The sequence below is a fragment of the Meridianimarinicoccus aquatilis genome (genome assembly GCF_004358675.1).
In the GTDB taxonomy this organism is placed as follows: domain Bacteria; phylum Pseudomonadota; class Alphaproteobacteria; order Rhodobacterales; family Rhodobacteraceae; genus Meridianimarinicoccus; species Meridianimarinicoccus aquatilis.
The window spans coordinates 1-15403 of record NZ_SMZO01000023.1; the positions used below are offsets into that span (position 1 = coordinate 1).

The window sequence follows — 15403 nt, forward strand, 5'->3', positions numbered from 1 at the left end:
ATGGCAAAGGCAAAGTTTGAACGGAACAAGCCGCACGTGAACATCGGCACGATCGGCCATGTTGACCACGGCAAGACGACTCTGACGGCGGCGATCACGAAGTATTTCGGTGATTTCAAAGCGTACGACCAGATTGACGGCGCGCCCGAAGAGAAGGCTCGTGGGATCACGATCTCGACCGCGCACGTGGAATACGAGACCGAGAACCGCCACTACGCACACGTCGACTGCCCCGGCCACGCTGACTATGTGAAGAACATGATCACCGGTGCGGCGCAGATGGACGGCGCGATTCTGGTTGTGAACGCAGCTGATGGCCCGATGCCGCAGACCCGCGAGCACATCCTGCTGGGTCGCCAGGTTGGTATCCCGACCATGGTCGTCTACATGAACAAAGTTGACCAGGTTGACGACGAAGAGCTTCTTGAACTCGTCGAGATGGAAATCCGCGAACTGCTGAGCAGCTATGAGTACCCGGGCGACGACATTCCCGTGATCCCAGGCTCCGCTCTGGCAGCGATGGAAGGCCGTGACAACGAGATCGGCGAAGAGTCCATCAAGAAGCTGATGGCTGCCGTTGACGAATGGATCCCGACACCTGAGCGTGCGGTTGACCAGCCGTTCCTGATGCCGATCGAAGACGTGTTCTCGATCTCTGGCCGCGGGACTGTTGTGACCGGCCGTGTTGAGCGTGGCGTGATCAACGTTGGCGACGAAATTGAAATCGTCGGCATCCGCGACACCAAGAAAACGACCTGCACAGGCGTTGAAATGTTCCGCAAGCTGCTGGATCGCGGTGAAGCAGGCGACAACATCGGCGCATTGCTGCGCGGTGTGGACCGTGAAGGCGTTGAGCGCGGCCAGGTGCTGTGTAAGCCGGGTTCGGTAAAGCCGCACACCAAGTTCGAGGCAGAAGCTTACATCCTGACCAAAGACGAGGGTGGCCGTCACACCCCGTTCTTCGCCAACTATCGCCCGCAGTTCTACTTCCGCACGACGGACGTGACCGGCACGGTGACATTGGCTGAAGGTACGGAAATGGTAATGCCGGGCGACAACGTCAGCTTCGCAGTTGAGCTGATCGCACCGATCGCCATGGAAGAGAAACTTCGCTTCGCGATCCGCGAAGGCGGCCGCACCGTTGGCGCGGGCGTGGTTTCGAAAATCCTCGACTAATCAGACCTTCGGGAATGCAAGTGGGGCGCCCGATACTGGGCGCTCCACCTCTCTTTTCCATGCCGCGAAAGGCGACACGACAATGCAAAGCCAAAATATTCGCATCCGGCTGAAGGCGTTTGACTATCGGGTTCTGGACGCCAGCACCCAAGAGATCGTCAATACGGCCAAGCGCACGGGCGCTCAGGTACGCGGTCCAATCCCGCTGCCGAACAAGATCGAGAAATTCACCGTGCTTCGGGGACCCCACGTGAACAAGAAATCGCGTGACCAGTTCGAAATCCGGACACACAAGCGTTTGCTCGACATCGTCGACCCAACGCCGCAGACCGTGGACGCGCTGATGAAGCTCGACCTGGCTGCCGGCGTTGACGTCGAGATCAAAGTATAAGGAGGGCACCCAGAATGTTGCGCTCTGGAGTTATCGCTAAGAAGGTGGGCATGACCCGCCTGTTCATGGAAGACGGCAAGCAGGTTCCAGTAACCGTGCTTCAGCTCGACAGTCTGCAGGTCGTTGGCAAGCGCACCGCTGAAACGGATGGCTATTCCGCCGTTCAGCTTGGCGCAGGCAATGCCAAGGTCAAGCGGGTCAGCAAGCCGATGCGCGGCCACTTCGCCGTTGCAAACGTGGCCCCCAAGCGCAAGCTTGTGGAATTCCGCGTGGCACCTGAGAACCTGATCAACGTCGGTGAGGAAATCACCGCGGATCATTACTTCGCAGGCCAGTTTGTTGACGTGTCTGGTACGTCGATTGGTAAGGGCTTTGCCGGTGCGATGAAGCGTCACAACTTTGGCGGTCTTCGGGCCAGCCACGGTGTGTCGATCAGCCACCGTGCACACGGGTCGACCGGTCAGTGTCAGGATCCGGGCAAAGTCTTCAAAGGCAAGAAGATGGCTGGTCACATGGGCGCCGCCCGCGTGACAACGCAGAACCTGCAGGTGATCCGCACCGATGCCGACCGTGGCTTGATCATGGTCAAAGGCGCGGTACCGGGTTCCAAAGGTGGCTGGGTTACGATCAAAGACGCTGTCAAGAAACCGTTCCCAGAGAACGCGATCTTGCCTGCTGCTCTGAAATCGGCTGCTGAAGAAGCCAAGCGTTTGGCGGATGAAGCAGCTGCCGCCGCTGCAGCTGAAGAGGAAGCCGCCGCAAAGGCAGCAGCCGCTGAAGCCGCCGCCGCCGAAGAAGCCGCGCTGAAAGAAGCCGAGGCTGATATCGCCGCCGAGAAGAAGGACGACGACGCATGAAACTCGATGTGATCAAACTGGACGGCGAAGCCGCCGGCACGGTCGATCTGGGCGACGACGTGTTCGGCCTGGAACCTCGTGCGGATATCCTGCACCGTGTTGTCCGCTGGCAGCGTAACAAGGCGCAGGCCGGTACGCACAAGGTCAAGACACGGTCGGAAACCAGCTACTCGACAAAGAAAATCTATCGCCAGAAGGGCACCGGCGGCGCACGCCACGGTGACCGGAACGCGCCGATCTTCCGCAAGGGTGGTATCTACAAGGGTCCGACCCCACGCAGCCACGCGCACGACCTGACCAAGAAGTTCCGCAAGCTTGGGCTGAAGCACGCTTTAAGTGCAAAGGCACAGTCCGGGACCCTCGTTGTTCTGGAAGACGCGGCCTTGGCAGAAGCCAAGACCAAGTCGCTGGCGCAGGCTATCAAAAAGTTGGGCTGGAAGCGTGCGCTGATCATCGATGGCGCCGAGGTGAACGCAAACTTCGCACAAGCCGCGGCAAACATTGATGGGCTCGACATTCTGCCGTCCATCGGGGCCAATGTTTATGACATCCTCAAGCGTGACACCTTGGTGATCACAAAAGCGGGTGTCGAAGCGCTGGAGGCGCGTCTGAAATGAGCACCAAACCAGAACACTACGACGTGATCCGCAAGCCGATCATCACAGAGAAGGCAACCATGGCGTCCGAAGCCAATGCTGTTGTGTTCGAAGTGGCGATCAACGCGAACAAGCCGCAGATCAAAGAAGCGGTGGAAACACTTTTCAATGTCAAAGTGAAGGCCGTGAACACGACCGTCACCAAGGGCAAAGTAAAGCGGTTCCGCGGTATGCTCGGCAAGCGTCGGGACGTGAAAAAAGCATATGTGACGCTCGAAGAGGGCAACACAATCGACGTGACGACCGGCCTTTAATCGGCTGCGCGTTGAAGCAATTTGAGCCTCGGCATTTCGGTGCCGGGGCTTTTTCTTTTGCCCGGAGGATTGGCAAGATTTCCGTGGTCTTTTTTGCAGCGTCGCCGTTAGGATATGGCGCATGCGCAGCCTCGTTGCCGGGCGAACAAGCCTCTGTTTTGCAACGCAAAAATTTTACGCGTGGCGAATGCTCATTGCGGCCACGGCCTGCCGGGATGCTCATTTGTTTGCCTTGCAAAACTATCGTGGTTCGGAAGGTTGACCCTTCGTCCCTGCTTCACTAAGAGGTCCTATCGGCACGGCCCCGGATTCGTCTGGGGCCGCTGATTTTTTATCGGATACCTTCGGGGATCTACACGTCTGGGGATTGTCGCGGCTCTTGCTCGCAAGGCAGGCCCCACTAACAACGGAAGACAGAAAGCATGGCACTTAAGTCGTACAAACCGACGACGCCTGGCCAGCGCGGGCTGGTTCTGATCGACCGTTCGGAGCTCTGGAAAGGGCGCCCGGTTAAATCTCTCACTGAGGGTTTGACCAAATCGGGCGGCCGGAACAACACCGGACGGATCACATCACGCCGCCGCGGCGGTGGGGCAAAGCGTCTCTACCGGATCGTCGATTTCAAACGCACCAAGTTCGACATGTCGGCAGTGGTTGCGCGGATCGAATATGACCCGAACCGGACGGCCTTCATCGCACTGATCCAGTACGAAGATGGCGAACAGAATTACATCTTGGCGCCTCAGCGTCTTGCAGTTGGTGACAAGATCATCGCTGGGGCGAAGGTTGACATCAAGCCGGGCAACGCAATGCCTTTCTCCGGCATGCCGATTGGTACAATCGTCCACAACATCGAACTGAAGCCCGGCAAAGGCGGCCAGATGGCCCGCGCTGCAGGGACCTACGCCCAGTTCGTTGGTCGTGATGGCGGTTACGCGCAAATTCGTTTGTCTTCGGGCGAACTGCGCCTCGTGCGTCAGGAGTGCATGGCCACCGTCGGTGCCGTGTCGAACCCAGACAACTCGAACCAGAACTACGGTAAAGCCGGCCGGATGCGCCACAAGGGCGTTCGTCCTTCGGTGCGTGGTGTCGTCATGAACCCGATCGACCACCCGCACGGCGGTGGTGAAGGTCGGACCTCGGGTGGTCGTCACCCGGTGACGCCATGGGGCAAGCCGACCAAGGGTGCACGCACCCGCGACAAGAACAAGGCATCGCAGAAGCTGATCATCCGCTCGCGTCATGCCAAGAAGAAGGGCCGCTAAGCCATGGGACGTTCCGTCTGGAAAGGGCCTTTTGTCGACAGCTACGTGCTGAAGAAGGCCGAAAAATCCCGCGAGTCGGGTAAGAACGAAGTCATCAAGATCTGGTCACGGCGGTCGACAATTTTGCCGCAATTCGTGGGTCTGACCTTCGGTGTGTACAATGGCAAGAAACATATCCCGGTGAATGTCTCCGAAGATATGATCGGCCAGAAGTTCGGTGAATATTCTCCGACCCGGACCTATTATGGTCATGCGGCGGACAAGAAAGCGAAGCGGAAGTAAGTCATGGGCAAGGAAAAGAACCCCCGCCGCGTGGCTGAAAATGAAGCAATGGCAAAACTGCGCATGCTTCGTACCAGCCCGCAGAAGCTGAACCTTGTGGCGCAGATGATCCGTGGCAAGAAAGTCGACAAGGCATTGGCCGACCTGACTTTCTCGAACAAGCGTATCTCGGACGATGTGAAGAAATGTCTTCAGTCGGCCATCGCCAACGCCGAAAACAACCACAATCTTGACGTGGACGAGCTTGTCGTCGCCGAGGCGTATGTGGGCAAGAACCTGACGCTCAAGCGCGGTCGTCCGCGGGCGCGTGGCCGGTTTGGCAAGATCATCAAGCCGTTTTCGGAACTCACCATCAAGGTCCGTCAGGTCGAGGAGCAAGCATAATGGGTAATAAAGTAAATCCCGTCGGCATGCGGCTTCAGGTCAACCGGACCTGGGACAGCCGTTGGTATGCTGACACGAAGGATTATGGCGATCTTCTTCTTGAAGACCTTAAAATCCGCGACTTCATTCATGAAGAGTGCAAGCAAGCCGGCATTAGCCGTGTGATCATCGAACGTCCGCACAAGAAGTGCCGCGTTACGATCCACACTGCGCGTCCCGGTGTGATCATTGGCAAGAAAGGCGCGGACATCGAAACGCTCCGCAAGAAACTTGCCAACATGACCACAAGCGAAGTTCACCTGAACATCGTGGAAGTCCGCAAGCCTGAGCTGGATGCGCGTCTCGTTGCCGAGAACGTTGCGCAGCAGCTTGAGCGTCGTGTGTCCTTCCGTCGTGCGATGAAGCGCGCTGTCCAAAGCTCCATGCGTATGGGGGCACTGGGTATCCGGCTTAACGTCGCTGGTCGTCTTGGCGGCGCAGAAATCGCTCGGACGGAATGGTATCGTGAAGGTCGCGTGCCGTTGCACACACTTCGTGCCGACATCGACTATGGCTTCGTCGAAGCGACGACCCCCTATGGAATCATCGGGATCAAGGTCTGGATCTTCAAGGGCGAGATCATGGAGCACGATCCAGCCGCGCGTGACCGCAAGGCTCAGGAGCTTCAGGATGGTCCCGCACCCCGCGGCGCAGGCGGCAATCGCCGCGGCGACCGGTAAGGAGAGACTTCAATGCTTCAACCAAAACGCACGAAGTTCCGCAAACAGCACAAAGGTCGGATTCACGGCCTCGCTAAGGGCGGATCCGATCTCGCATTCGGCACATTTGGCCTGAAAGCCACTGAGCCAGAGCGTATTACAGCACGTCAAATCGAAGCGGCACGCCGCGCGATGACCCGTCACATGAAACGTCAGGGCCGGGTCTGGATCCGGATTTTCCCAGATGTTGCCGTGACCTCCAAGCCCACCGAAGTTCGGATGGGTAAAGGTAAGGGTTCCGTTGATTTCTGGGCCGCAAAAGTAAAACCGGGCCGGATCATGTTCGAACTGGATGGCGTGGCCGAGCCAATCGCCCGTGAGGCCCTGCGCCTTGCTGCGATGAAGCTGCCAATCAAGACCCGCGTGGTCGTCCGCGAGGACTGGTAAGCTTTAGGGTTACCGCAAACTGATTAAGACCTCGCCGGGAAACTGGCGGGGTCTTTTCTTTTGGCGGGGCAGGTGCGCTTCGCCTCTCGCAGCGGGCGTTTGAGTGGGGTATGAACCGGCATGGCTCAAATAGACTCTCTCTTTGTTACCCGTCTCTACCGCGCGCGCCTTGATGAATGTGCGCCAAAGGTGGACGTATCTGAACTTGAAACATCCTGCATGACCATCGCCGATGATGACGAGGCGGGGCAGGACTGGTGCGAGGCGAACGATTACCCTGGCTACACCAGCTATGCATCGCTGACCGATCTTCCTTGGCGGTTTCCGATCTTCAAGGATCTGGTCCAAGCGCTGGACAAGCATGTCGCCGCTTTTGCCAAGGATCTGGCGTTTGATCTCGATGGGCGTGCGCTGAAACTGGAAGACATCTGGATCAACATTCTGCCAGAGGGCGGCGTGCATGGCTCGCACATCCACCCGCACAGCGTGGTCAGTGGCACGACCTATGTGGCGATGCCGGAAGGCACCAGCGCGCTCAAGTTGGAAGACCCGCGCCTGCAAATGATGATGGCCGCGCCTGCGCGCCTGAAAGATGCACCGCCTGAGTTGCGCAGCTTCGTCTATCTGCGCCCTGATGTGGGCGATGTGTTGCTGTGGGAAAGCTGGCTGCGCCATGAGGTTCCCATGAACATGGCGGAAGACGAACGGATCAGCGTCAGTTTCAACTACGGTTGGGCCTAAGAATCGGGCGTCGAGTGGCGCTATTATCGCTGTATTCTGTGTCATTTTCGCGATTCAGCGGCCGTTCCTGAATACAGGGTTGCCTTGAGCGCATTTGGCGCGTATGCGGGCCGCTCATTCATGAACTCCACCGGAATCATGGTGACCCGCCGCGCAAGCGGACAAGGGGCCTACCGGTGATGTTGAGAAAAAGGAAAAGGCGATGAACGCCCAGGACTTGAGAGACAAGACCCCTGATCAACTCCGCGAAGAGTTGGCGAGTCTGAAGAAAGAAGCGTTTAACCTGCGCTTCCAGCAGGCAACTGCTCAAATGGAAAACACATCGCGTATGCGCGCCGTCCGTCGTGACGTTGCACGTGTGAACACGATCCTGAACGAAAAGGCGGCTGCAGCCGCCAGCACGGAGGCCTGATCTATGCCAAAACGCATCCTGACTGGCACCGTCACATCTGCCAAGAACGACCAGACCGTAACCGTGTCGGTAGAACGCCGCTTCACGCATCCGGTTCTGAAGAAGACGATCCGGAAATCGAAGAAGTACCGGGCTCATGACGAAGCGAACACCTTCAAGCAAGGCGATGCTGTCCGCATCATCGAATGTGCGCCTAAGTCGAAAACCAAGCGCTGGGAAGTTCTGACCGCCTAAGGTCGAACCAACCAGCTTGATCGAAACCCTGGGGACACGGGCAAGATGCCCCCCCACAGGTCGGGAGAAACCACATGATCCAGATGCAGACCAATCTGGATGTCGCTGACAACTCCGGCGCACGCCGGGTGCAGTGCATCAAGGTCCTGGGCGGTTCCAAACGGCGCTATGCTTCCGTGGGCGACATCATTGTCGTCTCCGTGAAGGAAGCGATTCCGCGTGGCCGCGTTAAGAAAGGTGACGTCCGCAAGGCCGTCGTCGTTCGGACCGCAAAAGAAGTACGTCGTGAAGATGGCACCGCCATCCGCTTCGATCGCAACGCAGCAGTCATCCTGAACAACAGCGGCGAGCCAATCGGCACCCGTATCTTCGGGCCGGTTGTTCGTGAATTGCGCGCGAAGAACTTCATGAAGATCATCTCGCTGGCTCCGGAGGTGCTCTGATGGCTGCCAAGCTGAAAAAAGGTGACAAGGTTCGCGTTCTTACGGGTAAGGATGCTGGCCGTGACGGTGAAATCACTTCCGTCGATCCAAAATCTGGCAAAGCTGTCGTGGAAGGGATCAACATTGCGATCCGTCACGTCAAGCAGTCCCAGAACGAGCAGGGCGGCCGCGTCCCCAAGGCGATGCCGATCGACCTGAGCAACCTCGCGCTGCTGGACTCCAATGGCAAACCGACGCGCGTTGGTTTCCGTTTTGATGACGGCAAGAAAGTGCGCTTCGCCAAATCCACCGGGGAGGCTGTCTGATGCTCGACACCACCGATTACACCCCGCGTCTCCGCGCGCTCTACGATGCCGAGATCAAGGCAAAGATGCGCGAAGAGTTCGGCTACAAGAACGACATGCAGATCCCCAAGCTCGACAAGATCGTGCTGAACATGGGCGTCGGCAAAGCCGTTCAGGACACCAAGAAAGTGAAATTCGCTCAGGAAGATCTGACGAAGATCGCTGGCCAGCACGCTGTCACAACGCGCGCCAAGAAATCGGTTGCCGGTTTCCGCGTTCGTGAAGACATGCCGCTGGGCACCAAGGTGACCTTGCGCTCGACACGCATGTACGAATTCTTTGACCGTCTGGTCACTGTCGCACTGCCCCGCGTCCGCGATTTCCGCGGCCTGAACGGAAAATCCTTTGACGGTCGTGGCAACTACGCCATGGGCCTGAAGGAACACATCGTCTTCCCTGAGATCGAGTACGACAAGGTAGACGAAGTTCGTGGCATGGACATCATCATCTGCACCACCGCGCCGACTGACGCGGAAGCCAAGGCGCTGTTGAAGTTCTTCAACATGCCCTTCAACAGCTGAGCCGCGGGAGAGTTACGACATGGCTAAAAAAGCAATGATCGAACGCGAGAAGAAGCGTCAGGCGCTGGTGGACAAATATGCCGCCAAGCGGGCCGCTCTTAAAGAGATCGCGACCGATGAATCCAAGCCGATGGAAGAGCGTTTCAAAGCGCGCCTGAAGCTTGCAAAACTGCCGCGGAATTCTTCCGCAACACGTCTTCACAACCGTTGCCAGCTCACCGGACGCCCGCACGCTTACTATCGTAAGCTGAAGGTATCTCGGATCGCGCTGCGGGAACTTGGCTCGAATGGCCAGATCCCCGGTATGGTCAAGTCAAGCTGGTAAGGGAGGGTATAGTATGAACGATCCTCTGGGTGATATGCTGACCCGCATCCGCAACGCGCAGATGCGTGGCAAGTCCACAGTCTCTACGCCGGCGTCCAAACTTCGTGCCTGGGTGCTCGATGTTCTGGTCGACGAAGGCTACATCCGCGGCTACGACAAGTCTTTTGACAAGCTGGGTCACCCCACGCTGGTCATCAGCCTCAAGTACTTTGACGGCACGCCCGTCATCCGCGAGCTGCAGCGCGTTTCGACCCCTGGTCGCCGTGTGTACAAAGGCAGCAACGAACTTCCGCAGGTCCGTCAGGGTCTCGGCGTTTCCATCGTCTCCACGCCTCAGGGCGTGATGTCGGATGCATCTGCACGAACCGCCAATATTGGTGGCGAAGTGCTTTGCACCGTATTCTAAGGAGGTCCGGTAATGTCTCGTATTGGTAAAAAACCGGTCGATCTGCCTTCGGGCGTTTCGGCATCGGTATCGGGCCAGATCGTTGAAGTGAAAGGCCCTAAAGGGACCCGTACCTTCACCGCGACTGACGACGTGAACGTAGCGATGGAAGATAACACCATTTCGGTTACGCCGCGCGGCAAGTCCAAAAAGGCGCTCCAGCAGTGGGGCATGAGCCGCACCATGGTCGCCAACCTTGTTGAAGGCGTGACCAACGGTTTCAAGAAAGAGCTTGAGATCACTGGTGTTGGTTATCGTGCTCAGATGCAGGGGAACACTTTGAAGCTTGCTCTTGGCTACAGCCACGATGTTGATTTTCAAGTCCCCGCCGGTGTGACCGTGACCTGCCCCAAGCAGACCGAAATCACCATCGAAGGTATTGATCAACAACTCGTTGGCCAGGTTGCGGCAAACATCCGCGAATGGCGTGCTCCTGAGCCTTACAAAGGCAAGGGTATCAAGTACAAAGGCGAGTTCATCTTCCGTAAGGAAGGCAAGAAGAAGTAAGGACGGGCAAATGGCTAACAGTAAACGTGATCTGTTCCTCAAGCGCCGTCTGCGCGTCCGGAACAAGCTGCGGAAAATGGCTGATGGGCGTCCTCGCCTGTCGGTTCACCGCTCCAACAAGAACATCAGCGTTCAGCTCATTGACGATGTGAACGGCGTGACCCTCGTGTCTGCCTCCTCGCTCGAAAAAGATCTGGGCGTGGTCGGCAAGAACAACGTCGATGCCGCTGCCAAGATTGGCTCGGCAATCGCAGAACGCGCCAAGGCGAAAGGCATTGAACAGTGCTATTTCGACCGCGGTGGCTTCTTGTTCCACGGGAAGGTCAAGGCACTTGCCGACGCCGCTCGTGAAGGTGGCCTGAAGTTCTAAGAACGACCGATATCACTGCGTAGGCGGCGCTTCGGCGCTGCCTCGATGATCGGGGGGCCGCCACACAAACGTGACGCCCACCGCGATCGGACAGACCGGCGCAGCGCGCCAAAAGAAAAGGATGCCTCATGGCAAGAGATGACAACCGCCGGGGTGGTCGCGACCGCGACGAGAACCCGGAATTCGCAGATCGCCTGGTTGCGATCAACCGCGTGTCCAAGACGGTCAAGGGCGGTAAACGCTTTGGCTTCGCAGCGCTCGTCGTTGTAGGCGACCAAAAAGGCCGCGTCGGTTTCGGCAAGGGCAAGGCCAAAGAGGTCCCCGAGGCGATCCGCAAGGCAACCGAGCAGGCGCGTCGTAACCTGATCCGCGTTCCACTGCGTGAAGGCCGCACACTGCATCACGATGTTTACGGACGTCACGGCGCAGGCAAGGTCATCATGCGCACAGCACCACAGGGTACAGGCATCATCGCCGGTGGTCCAATGCGTGCCGTGTTCGAAATGCTGGGTGTGCAAGACGTTGTCGCGAAGTCGCAAGGCTCGCAGAACCCCTACAACATGATCCGTGCCACACTTGACGGTCTGCGCAACGAAAGCAGCCCACGTATGGTTGCACAGCGTCGCGGCAAGAAAGTTGCTGACATTCTGCCCAAGCGGGATGGCGCACCGGTTGCCGAAGCTGCTGAAGCGTCGGAAGGCTGAGGAGAGTACCCATGGCAAAAACCATCGTCGTAAAGCAGGTCGGTTCGCCGATCCGCCGCCCCGCCAAACAGCGTGATACGCTGATCGGTCTGGGTCTGAACAAGATGCACAAGACTCGCGAACTGGAAGATACTCCTTCGGTCCGCGGCATGGTCAATTCGATCCCGCATCTCGTAGAGATTATCGAAGAACGCGGCTGAGCAGGCCAAGGTTCGGAAGATTGGAAAGCGCACCGATTTGGTGCGCTTTTTTCGTTTATATATTTGGGTTTGTTCCTTCTTTCCCGCGATCAAGATTGATGGCAGTGCTGGGTGAGCGTCGGCGATTGCAGTGATACCGCCGTGGCTTGTTTGCACATGATCCGCCGTCCTAATTACGGCCTAACTGCGTTACGCATAGTGGCTTCGTGGCCGACCGGAAGGTGCTGCCTTTGGCGCGCACGTTCTAACCGCTGCGTCGGCTGGACACTGTCGGTTCTGTCGCGGCGATCCGCCCTCGCCTGACCTTGCTCGCGTGTAGGGCAGATCATGGGGTTGGCTGGCGCAAACGCTTGCCGCTCCACACAACAACACCAGCCAAGACGCCCCAGAACGCGCCACTGATCCCGAACAGGGCCATGCCACTTGCGGTTATAAGGAAGGTCAGGGCAGGGGCCTCGATCTGGCGATTGTCGCTGAACGCGGCGGAAATAGACCCGGTGAAGGCCGGGATCAGCGCCAGACCGGCCACCGCCGTTATCAATCCGGCAGGTGCGATTGCGGCGAGCGTCGTCACGAGGCCAGCGGCAAAGGCAAGTGACACATAGACCACGCCCGACGCGACCGCAGCCCAGTATCGCCGCGACGGATCAGGCCCTGCATCTTCGCCTGCCATCATGGCCGCAGTTATCGCTGACATGTTCGCAGGGATTGCGCCGAAGGGGGCAGCAATCAGACTGGCCAGACCTGTTTGACGGATCAAGGGCTGCCGCTTGACCGAGTAGCCGTGCAGTTCAAGAACCGCGAAGCCAGGAATGTTCTGTCCCGCCATAGTGACCAAAAACAACGGCACCGAAATCGATACGAACCCGTGCACGGTGAACACCGGCGCGACGATGGCAAAGTCGCCGAAGCCAGCTGTTGTTTGCCACGCTGCTCCGTCAGATAGGTCGACGTTAAAGTAGACGACCAGCAGAAATGCCAGCATTGCAAGCGGCATTGCGGCCAAGCGGTCCCACATAAGCCCGATCAGCCAAGCAATCATCACCGGAAGCACAAAAAGCGGGATCGCCCCCAACGCAAGGGCAGGGGCGAGACACAGCTTCAGCAACACGCCTGCCAAAAGGGCATTGGCCACGGGTTTCGGGATTGCCGCCACAACGCGCCCAAGTGCCGGAACCATGCCGGTGAGGATGATCAGACCAGCACAGCATATGAACGCCCCGACCACTTCGGCAAAACCACCGGTTGGGGCAATCGCAGAGGCGAGAAACGCCGCGCCGGGTGTGGACCAGGCGACAGCTGCGGGAATTCGCGTGAGAAGTGGAAGTATAATGCTGCACAGGCCCATCGCCAATGTCGCGGCGAACAAGCCGGTCGCAGCTTGCGCTTGGGTCGCGCCGGTTGCCGTCAATCCAGCCAGAACAATTGCAAACGACGCCGAATAACCGACAAAGGCGGCAAGCAGCCCAATATACGCCGCTGGGGCGGTTAAATCACGGAACATAAGAGAAAACTCGCAGCTTGGTTGGCCGTACTGTGCCGTCACTATGCGAGCAATGACACAGGGTTTCCAGCGACATGTGGTCCGGGTTGCATGGCTGCCATAGCCACGCGCGGTGGCACCTAACGTTACATGCGAACTTCAACGTGGGGTGCCGGGCCTTGATCCCGGCGCGGAACCCCCCTATACGCGCCCGACAGCCCATCGGGGTTGGAATCACTGATATGCCGTGGCTGCCCCACACCGTCGCTGGTAGGGCACGTCCGGCCAAGGAGAAAAGCGACATGAAACTGCACGAACTTCGTGACAATGCCGGTGCGGCAAAGAAATCCAAGCGCATCGGTCGTGGCCCCGGCTCTGGTAAGGGTAAAATGGGTGGCCGCGGTATCAAAGGTCAGAAATCCCGTTCGGGTGTGGCTATTGGTGGCTATGAAGGCGGCCAAATGCCCCTGTACCAGCGTCTTCCAAAGCGCGGCTTCAACAAGCCGAACCGCAAGGAATTCGCAGTGGTCAACCTTGGTCTGATCCAGAAATTTATCGACGCCGGCAAGATCGACGCGGCCCAGCCCGTTGACGAAGACGCGCTGATCGCATCGGGTCTGGTGCGCCGCAAGCGGGACGGTATTCGCGTTCTTGCAAAGGGCGAAGTGACCTCTGCTGTAAGCCTCACAGTCTCCGGCGCTTCCAAAGCAGCGGTTGACGCGGTGGCGAAAGCTGGCGGATCACTGACAGTCACATCCGCGGCGGCTGCTGAGTAAGCGGTTGCGAGTGGCCCTAGGGCCGCTTACATCCTGCATAGGTTTTCCAGCGCCGCCGACCGGAAACCGGTTCGGCGGCGCTCGCATGAAAGAGATATCGCATGGCATCAGCAGCGGAACAAATGGCCGCGAACATGAGTTGGGGCGCCTTTGGTAAGGCGACCGAACTCAAGCAGCGCATCCTCTTCACCCTCGGGCTGCTCGTGGTGTACCGGGTCGGGACTTATATCCCAGTGCCCGGCATTGACGGCAACGAGTTGCGCGCATTCATGGATCAGGCGGCCACAGGTATTGGCGGCGTTCTGAACATGTTTACCGGCGGCGCGATTTCCCGCATGGGGATCTTCGCGCTTGGGATCATGCCGTACATTTCTGCGTCGATCATCATTCAGCTTCTCGCGGCCATGTGGGGCCCACTGGAGCAGCTGAAGAAAGAAGGCGAGCAGGGCCGCAAGAAGATCAACCAGTACACGCGCTATGGCACGGTCTTTTTGGCGACTTTTCAGGCCTACGGTCTTGCTGCCAGCCTTGAGGCAGGCGGGTTGGCCCACGATCCGGGTTGGTTCTTTCGCGTCGCCTGTGTGATTACGCTTGTTGGCGGCACCATGTTCCTGATGTGGCTGGGCGAACAAATCACGGCCCGCGGCATCGGTAACGGCATCTCGTTGATCATTTTCGTCGGCATCATCGCCGAAGTTCCCGCGGCTTTGGCACAGTTCTTTGCGTCCGGTCGCTCTGGCGCGATCAGCATACCGGTGATTATCGGTGTCCTGCTGATGGTGGGCGCAACGATTATCTTCGTGGTGTTCATGGAACGCAGCCTGCGCAAGATCCACATTCAATACCCGCGCCGCCAAGTCGGCATGAAGGTGTATGACGGTGGCAACTCGCATCTGCCGATCAAGGTGAACCCGGCGGGCGTTATCCCTGCGATCTTCGCGTCGTCTTTGCTGTTGCTGCCCACTACACTTGCGACCTTCTCCGGGGCGCAAACGGGTGCAGTGATGTCTACGATCTTGGCCTATTTCGGTCCAGGGCAGCCACTTTACCTGCTGTTCATGGTCGCGATGGTGGTGTTCTTCACGTATTTCTACACGTTCAACGTGGCATTCAAGCCCGATGACGTGGCGGACAACCTGAAGAATCAGAACGGATTCATCCCTGGTATCCGGCCCGGCAAACGCACTGCAGAGTATCTCGAGTATGTCGTGAACCGCGTCTTGGTGCTCGGGTCCGCTTATCTTGCGGTGGTGGTTTTGTTCCCGGAAATCCTGCGGTCACAACTTGCCATCCCGTTCTACTTCGGTGGCACGTCGGTGTTGATCGTTGTGTCGGTAACGATGGATACGATCCAGCAGATCCAAAGCCACTTGCTGGCCCATCAGTACGAAGGCTTGATTGAAAAATCGAACCTGCGCGGCAAGGGGCGGTCCGGTGGCAAGTCGAAGCGGCGCCCACCCGCCCGCCGTTGAACTTGACGGAAACTTG

Annotated in this window: 25 protein-coding genes; 24 read left to right on the forward strand and 1 reads right to left on the reverse strand. The window is 58.2% G+C overall.

The features are described from left to right. The 22 genes from tuf to rpmD form a co-directional block, all read left to right on the forward strand. A partial coding sequence (tuf, locus tag E2L05_RS11165) for an elongation factor Tu (protein ID WP_133341793.1) occupies positions 1-1176 on the forward strand: 1176 nt, incomplete at its 5' end. Positions 1177-1258: 82 nt separating this feature from the next. Next, complete coding sequence (rpsJ, locus tag E2L05_RS11170; protein WP_007792792.1) at positions 1259-1567, forward strand: 30S ribosomal protein S10; 309 nt, start codon at positions 1259-1261, stop codon at positions 1565-1567. A 14-nt stretch (positions 1568-1581) separates the two neighbouring features. After that, a complete protein-coding gene (rplC, locus tag E2L05_RS11175; RefSeq protein WP_133342995.1) occupies positions 1582-2424 on the forward strand; it encodes a 50S ribosomal protein L3 in 843 nt (280 codons plus the stop codon). Next, on the forward strand, positions 2421-3041 hold the full coding sequence (rplD, locus tag E2L05_RS11180) for a 50S ribosomal protein L4 (RefSeq protein WP_133342996.1): 621 nt from the start codon (positions 2421-2423) through the stop codon (positions 3039-3041). Before rplC ends, rplD begins: the two co-directional genes overlap by 4 nt. Continuing rightward, the gene (locus E2L05_RS11185; RefSeq protein ID WP_133342997.1) at positions 3038-3334 is read left to right on the forward strand and encodes a 50S ribosomal protein L23; all 297 of its coding nucleotides are present in this window, start codon (positions 3038-3040) and stop codon (positions 3332-3334) included. The genes rplD and E2L05_RS11185 overlap by 4 nt, the downstream gene beginning before the upstream one ends. A 422-nt stretch (positions 3335-3756) precedes the next feature. Beyond that, positions 3757-4599 carry a 50S ribosomal protein L2 gene (rplB, locus tag E2L05_RS11190; RefSeq protein ID WP_133342998.1) on the forward strand — a complete coding sequence of 281 codons (843 nt, stop codon included), beginning with the start codon at positions 3757-3759 and terminating at the stop codon, positions 4597-4599. Between the two features lie 3 nt (positions 4600-4602). Next, positions 4603-4881, forward strand: coding sequence for a 30S ribosomal protein S19 (gene rpsS / locus E2L05_RS11195; RefSeq protein ID WP_133342999.1), 279 nt, complete (start codon positions 4603-4605; stop codon positions 4879-4881). A 3-nt stretch (positions 4882-4884) separates the two neighbouring features. Continuing rightward, on the forward strand, positions 4885-5265 hold the full coding sequence (gene rplV, locus E2L05_RS11200; protein ID WP_133343000.1) for a 50S ribosomal protein L22: 381 nt from the start codon (positions 4885-4887) through the stop codon (positions 5263-5265). Further along, positions 5265-5984 (forward strand): 30S ribosomal protein S3, encoded by a 720-nt coding sequence (gene rpsC, locus E2L05_RS11205; RefSeq protein ID WP_133343001.1) that lies wholly within the window; start codon positions 5265-5267, stop codon positions 5982-5984. The genes rplV and rpsC overlap by 1 nt, the downstream gene beginning before the upstream one ends. Before the next feature lie 12 nt (positions 5985-5996). Then, complete coding sequence (gene rplP, locus E2L05_RS11210) at positions 5997-6410, forward strand: 50S ribosomal protein L16 (protein ID WP_109812295.1); 414 nt, start codon at positions 5997-5999, stop codon at positions 6408-6410. Positions 6411-6530: 120 nt separating this feature from the next. Next, positions 6531-7151, forward strand: coding sequence for a TIGR02466 family protein (locus E2L05_RS11215; RefSeq protein WP_133343002.1), 621 nt, complete (start codon positions 6531-6533; stop codon positions 7149-7151). Positions 7152-7353: 202 nt separating this feature from the next. Next, a complete protein-coding gene (gene rpmC, locus E2L05_RS11220) occupies positions 7354-7563 on the forward strand; it encodes a 50S ribosomal protein L29 (RefSeq protein WP_133343003.1) in 210 nt (69 codons plus the stop codon). 3 nt (positions 7564-7566) lie between these two features. Beyond that, a complete protein-coding gene (gene rpsQ / locus E2L05_RS11225) occupies positions 7567-7797 on the forward strand; it encodes a 30S ribosomal protein S17 (RefSeq protein WP_133343004.1) in 231 nt (76 codons plus the stop codon). Positions 7798-7871: 74 nt separating this feature from the next. After that, the gene (gene rplN, locus E2L05_RS11230) at positions 7872-8240 is read left to right on the forward strand and encodes a 50S ribosomal protein L14 (protein ID WP_133343005.1); all 369 of its coding nucleotides are present in this window, start codon (positions 7872-7874) and stop codon (positions 8238-8240) included. Continuing rightward, on the forward strand, positions 8240-8545 hold the full coding sequence (gene rplX / locus E2L05_RS11235; protein WP_133343006.1) for a 50S ribosomal protein L24: 306 nt from the start codon (positions 8240-8242) through the stop codon (positions 8543-8545). The genes rplN and rplX overlap by 1 nt, the downstream gene beginning before the upstream one ends. Continuing rightward, positions 8545-9105 (forward strand): 50S ribosomal protein L5, encoded by a 561-nt coding sequence (gene rplE, locus E2L05_RS11240; RefSeq protein ID WP_133343007.1) that lies wholly within the window; start codon positions 8545-8547, stop codon positions 9103-9105. Before rplX ends, rplE begins: the two co-directional genes overlap by 1 nt. 19 nt (positions 9106-9124) lie before the next feature. Next, entirely contained in the window at positions 9125-9430 is a 306-nt protein-coding gene (rpsN, locus tag E2L05_RS11245) for a 30S ribosomal protein S14 (RefSeq protein ID WP_133343008.1), read from the forward strand. A 13-nt stretch (positions 9431-9443) separates the two neighbouring features. Further along, the gene (gene rpsH, locus E2L05_RS11250) at positions 9444-9836 is read left to right on the forward strand and encodes a 30S ribosomal protein S8 (protein ID WP_133343009.1); all 393 of its coding nucleotides are present in this window, start codon (positions 9444-9446) and stop codon (positions 9834-9836) included. Between the two features lie 12 nt (positions 9837-9848). Then, complete coding sequence (rplF, locus tag E2L05_RS11255; protein WP_133343010.1) at positions 9849-10382, forward strand: 50S ribosomal protein L6; 534 nt, start codon at positions 9849-9851, stop codon at positions 10380-10382. Positions 10383-10392: 10 nt separating this feature from the next. Then, on the forward strand, positions 10393-10752 hold the full coding sequence (gene rplR / locus E2L05_RS11260) for a 50S ribosomal protein L18 (protein WP_133343011.1): 360 nt from the start codon (positions 10393-10395) through the stop codon (positions 10750-10752). A 128-nt stretch (positions 10753-10880) separates the two neighbouring features. Next, positions 10881-11456 (forward strand): 30S ribosomal protein S5, encoded by a 576-nt coding sequence (gene rpsE, locus E2L05_RS11265; RefSeq protein ID WP_133343012.1) that lies wholly within the window; start codon positions 10881-10883, stop codon positions 11454-11456. Positions 11457-11467: 11 nt separating this feature from the next. Next, the gene (gene rpmD, locus E2L05_RS11270; RefSeq protein WP_133343013.1) at positions 11468-11656 is read left to right on the forward strand and encodes a 50S ribosomal protein L30; all 189 of its coding nucleotides are present in this window, start codon (positions 11468-11470) and stop codon (positions 11654-11656) included. A gap of 325 nt (positions 11657-11981) precedes the next feature. Here rpmD and E2L05_RS11275 read toward each other — a convergent pair whose 3' ends face one another. Then, positions 11982-13160 (reverse strand): benzoate/H(+) symporter BenE family transporter, encoded by a 1179-nt coding sequence (locus E2L05_RS11275; RefSeq protein ID WP_133343014.1) that lies wholly within the window; start codon positions 13158-13160, stop codon positions 11982-11984. A gap of 281 nt (positions 13161-13441) precedes the next feature. On the opposite strand from E2L05_RS11275, the gene rplO reads away from it, so the two are divergent. Both rplO and secY read left to right on the forward strand, forming a co-directional pair. Continuing rightward, positions 13442-13915 carry a 50S ribosomal protein L15 gene (gene rplO, locus E2L05_RS11280; RefSeq protein ID WP_133343015.1) on the forward strand — a complete coding sequence of 158 codons (474 nt, stop codon included), beginning with the start codon at positions 13442-13444 and terminating at the stop codon, positions 13913-13915. 101 nt (positions 13916-14016) lie between these two features. Then, positions 14017-15387: a preprotein translocase subunit SecY gene (gene secY / locus E2L05_RS11285; protein WP_133343016.1), complete on the forward strand. Its 1371-nt coding sequence runs from the start codon at positions 14017-14019 to the stop codon at positions 15385-15387. Positions 15388-15403: the final 16 nt, after the last annotated feature.

Bases quoted from the DNA above. Each gene is read 5' to 3' on its own strand.
- rpsJ (WP_007792792.1), top strand. From the start codon at position 1,259: ATGCAAAGCCAAAATATTCGCATCCGGCTGAAGGCGTTTGACTATCGG.
- rplC (WP_133342995.1), top strand. From the start codon at position 1,582: ATGTTGCGCTCTGGAGTTATCGCTAAGAAGGTGGGCATGACCCGCCTG.
- rplD (WP_133342996.1), top strand. From the start codon at position 2,421: ATGAAACTCGATGTGATCAAACTGGACGGCGAAGCCGCCGGCACGGTC.
- E2L05_RS11185 (WP_133342997.1), top strand. From the start codon at position 3,038: ATGAGCACCAAACCAGAACACTACGACGTGATCCGCAAGCCGATCATC.
- rplB (WP_133342998.1), top strand. From the start codon at position 3,757: ATGGCACTTAAGTCGTACAAACCGACGACGCCTGGCCAGCGCGGGCTG.
- rpsS (WP_133342999.1), top strand. From the start codon at position 4,603: ATGGGACGTTCCGTCTGGAAAGGGCCTTTTGTCGACAGCTACGTGCTG.
- rplV (WP_133343000.1), top strand. From the start codon at position 4,885: ATGGGCAAGGAAAAGAACCCCCGCCGCGTGGCTGAAAATGAAGCAATG.
- rpsC (WP_133343001.1), top strand. From the start codon at position 5,265: ATGGGTAATAAAGTAAATCCCGTCGGCATGCGGCTTCAGGTCAACCGG.
- rplP (WP_109812295.1), top strand. From the start codon at position 5,997: ATGCTTCAACCAAAACGCACGAAGTTCCGCAAACAGCACAAAGGTCGG.
- E2L05_RS11215 (WP_133343002.1), top strand. From the start codon at position 6,531: ATGGCTCAAATAGACTCTCTCTTTGTTACCCGTCTCTACCGCGCGCGC.
- rpmC (WP_133343003.1), top strand. From the start codon at position 7,354: ATGAACGCCCAGGACTTGAGAGACAAGACCCCTGATCAACTCCGCGAA.
- rpsQ (WP_133343004.1), top strand. From the start codon at position 7,567: ATGCCAAAACGCATCCTGACTGGCACCGTCACATCTGCCAAGAACGAC.
- rplN (WP_133343005.1), top strand. From the start codon at position 7,872: ATGATCCAGATGCAGACCAATCTGGATGTCGCTGACAACTCCGGCGCA.
- rplX (WP_133343006.1), top strand. From the start codon at position 8,240: ATGGCTGCCAAGCTGAAAAAAGGTGACAAGGTTCGCGTTCTTACGGGT.
- rplE (WP_133343007.1), top strand. From the start codon at position 8,545: ATGCTCGACACCACCGATTACACCCCGCGTCTCCGCGCGCTCTACGAT.
- rpsN (WP_133343008.1), top strand. From the start codon at position 9,125: ATGGCTAAAAAAGCAATGATCGAACGCGAGAAGAAGCGTCAGGCGCTG.
- rpsH (WP_133343009.1), top strand. From the start codon at position 9,444: ATGAACGATCCTCTGGGTGATATGCTGACCCGCATCCGCAACGCGCAG.
- rplF (WP_133343010.1), top strand. From the start codon at position 9,849: ATGTCTCGTATTGGTAAAAAACCGGTCGATCTGCCTTCGGGCGTTTCG.
- rplR (WP_133343011.1), top strand. From the start codon at position 10,393: ATGGCTAACAGTAAACGTGATCTGTTCCTCAAGCGCCGTCTGCGCGTC.
- rpsE (WP_133343012.1), top strand. From the start codon at position 10,881: ATGGCAAGAGATGACAACCGCCGGGGTGGTCGCGACCGCGACGAGAAC.
- rpmD (WP_133343013.1), top strand. From the start codon at position 11,468: ATGGCAAAAACCATCGTCGTAAAGCAGGTCGGTTCGCCGATCCGCCGC.
- E2L05_RS11275 (WP_133343014.1), bottom strand. From the start codon at position 13,160: ATGTTCCGTGATTTAACCGCCCCAGCGGCGTATATTGGGCTGCTTGCC.
- rplO (WP_133343015.1), top strand. From the start codon at position 13,442: ATGAAACTGCACGAACTTCGTGACAATGCCGGTGCGGCAAAGAAATCC.
- secY (WP_133343016.1), top strand. From the start codon at position 14,017: ATGGCATCAGCAGCGGAACAAATGGCCGCGAACATGAGTTGGGGCGCC.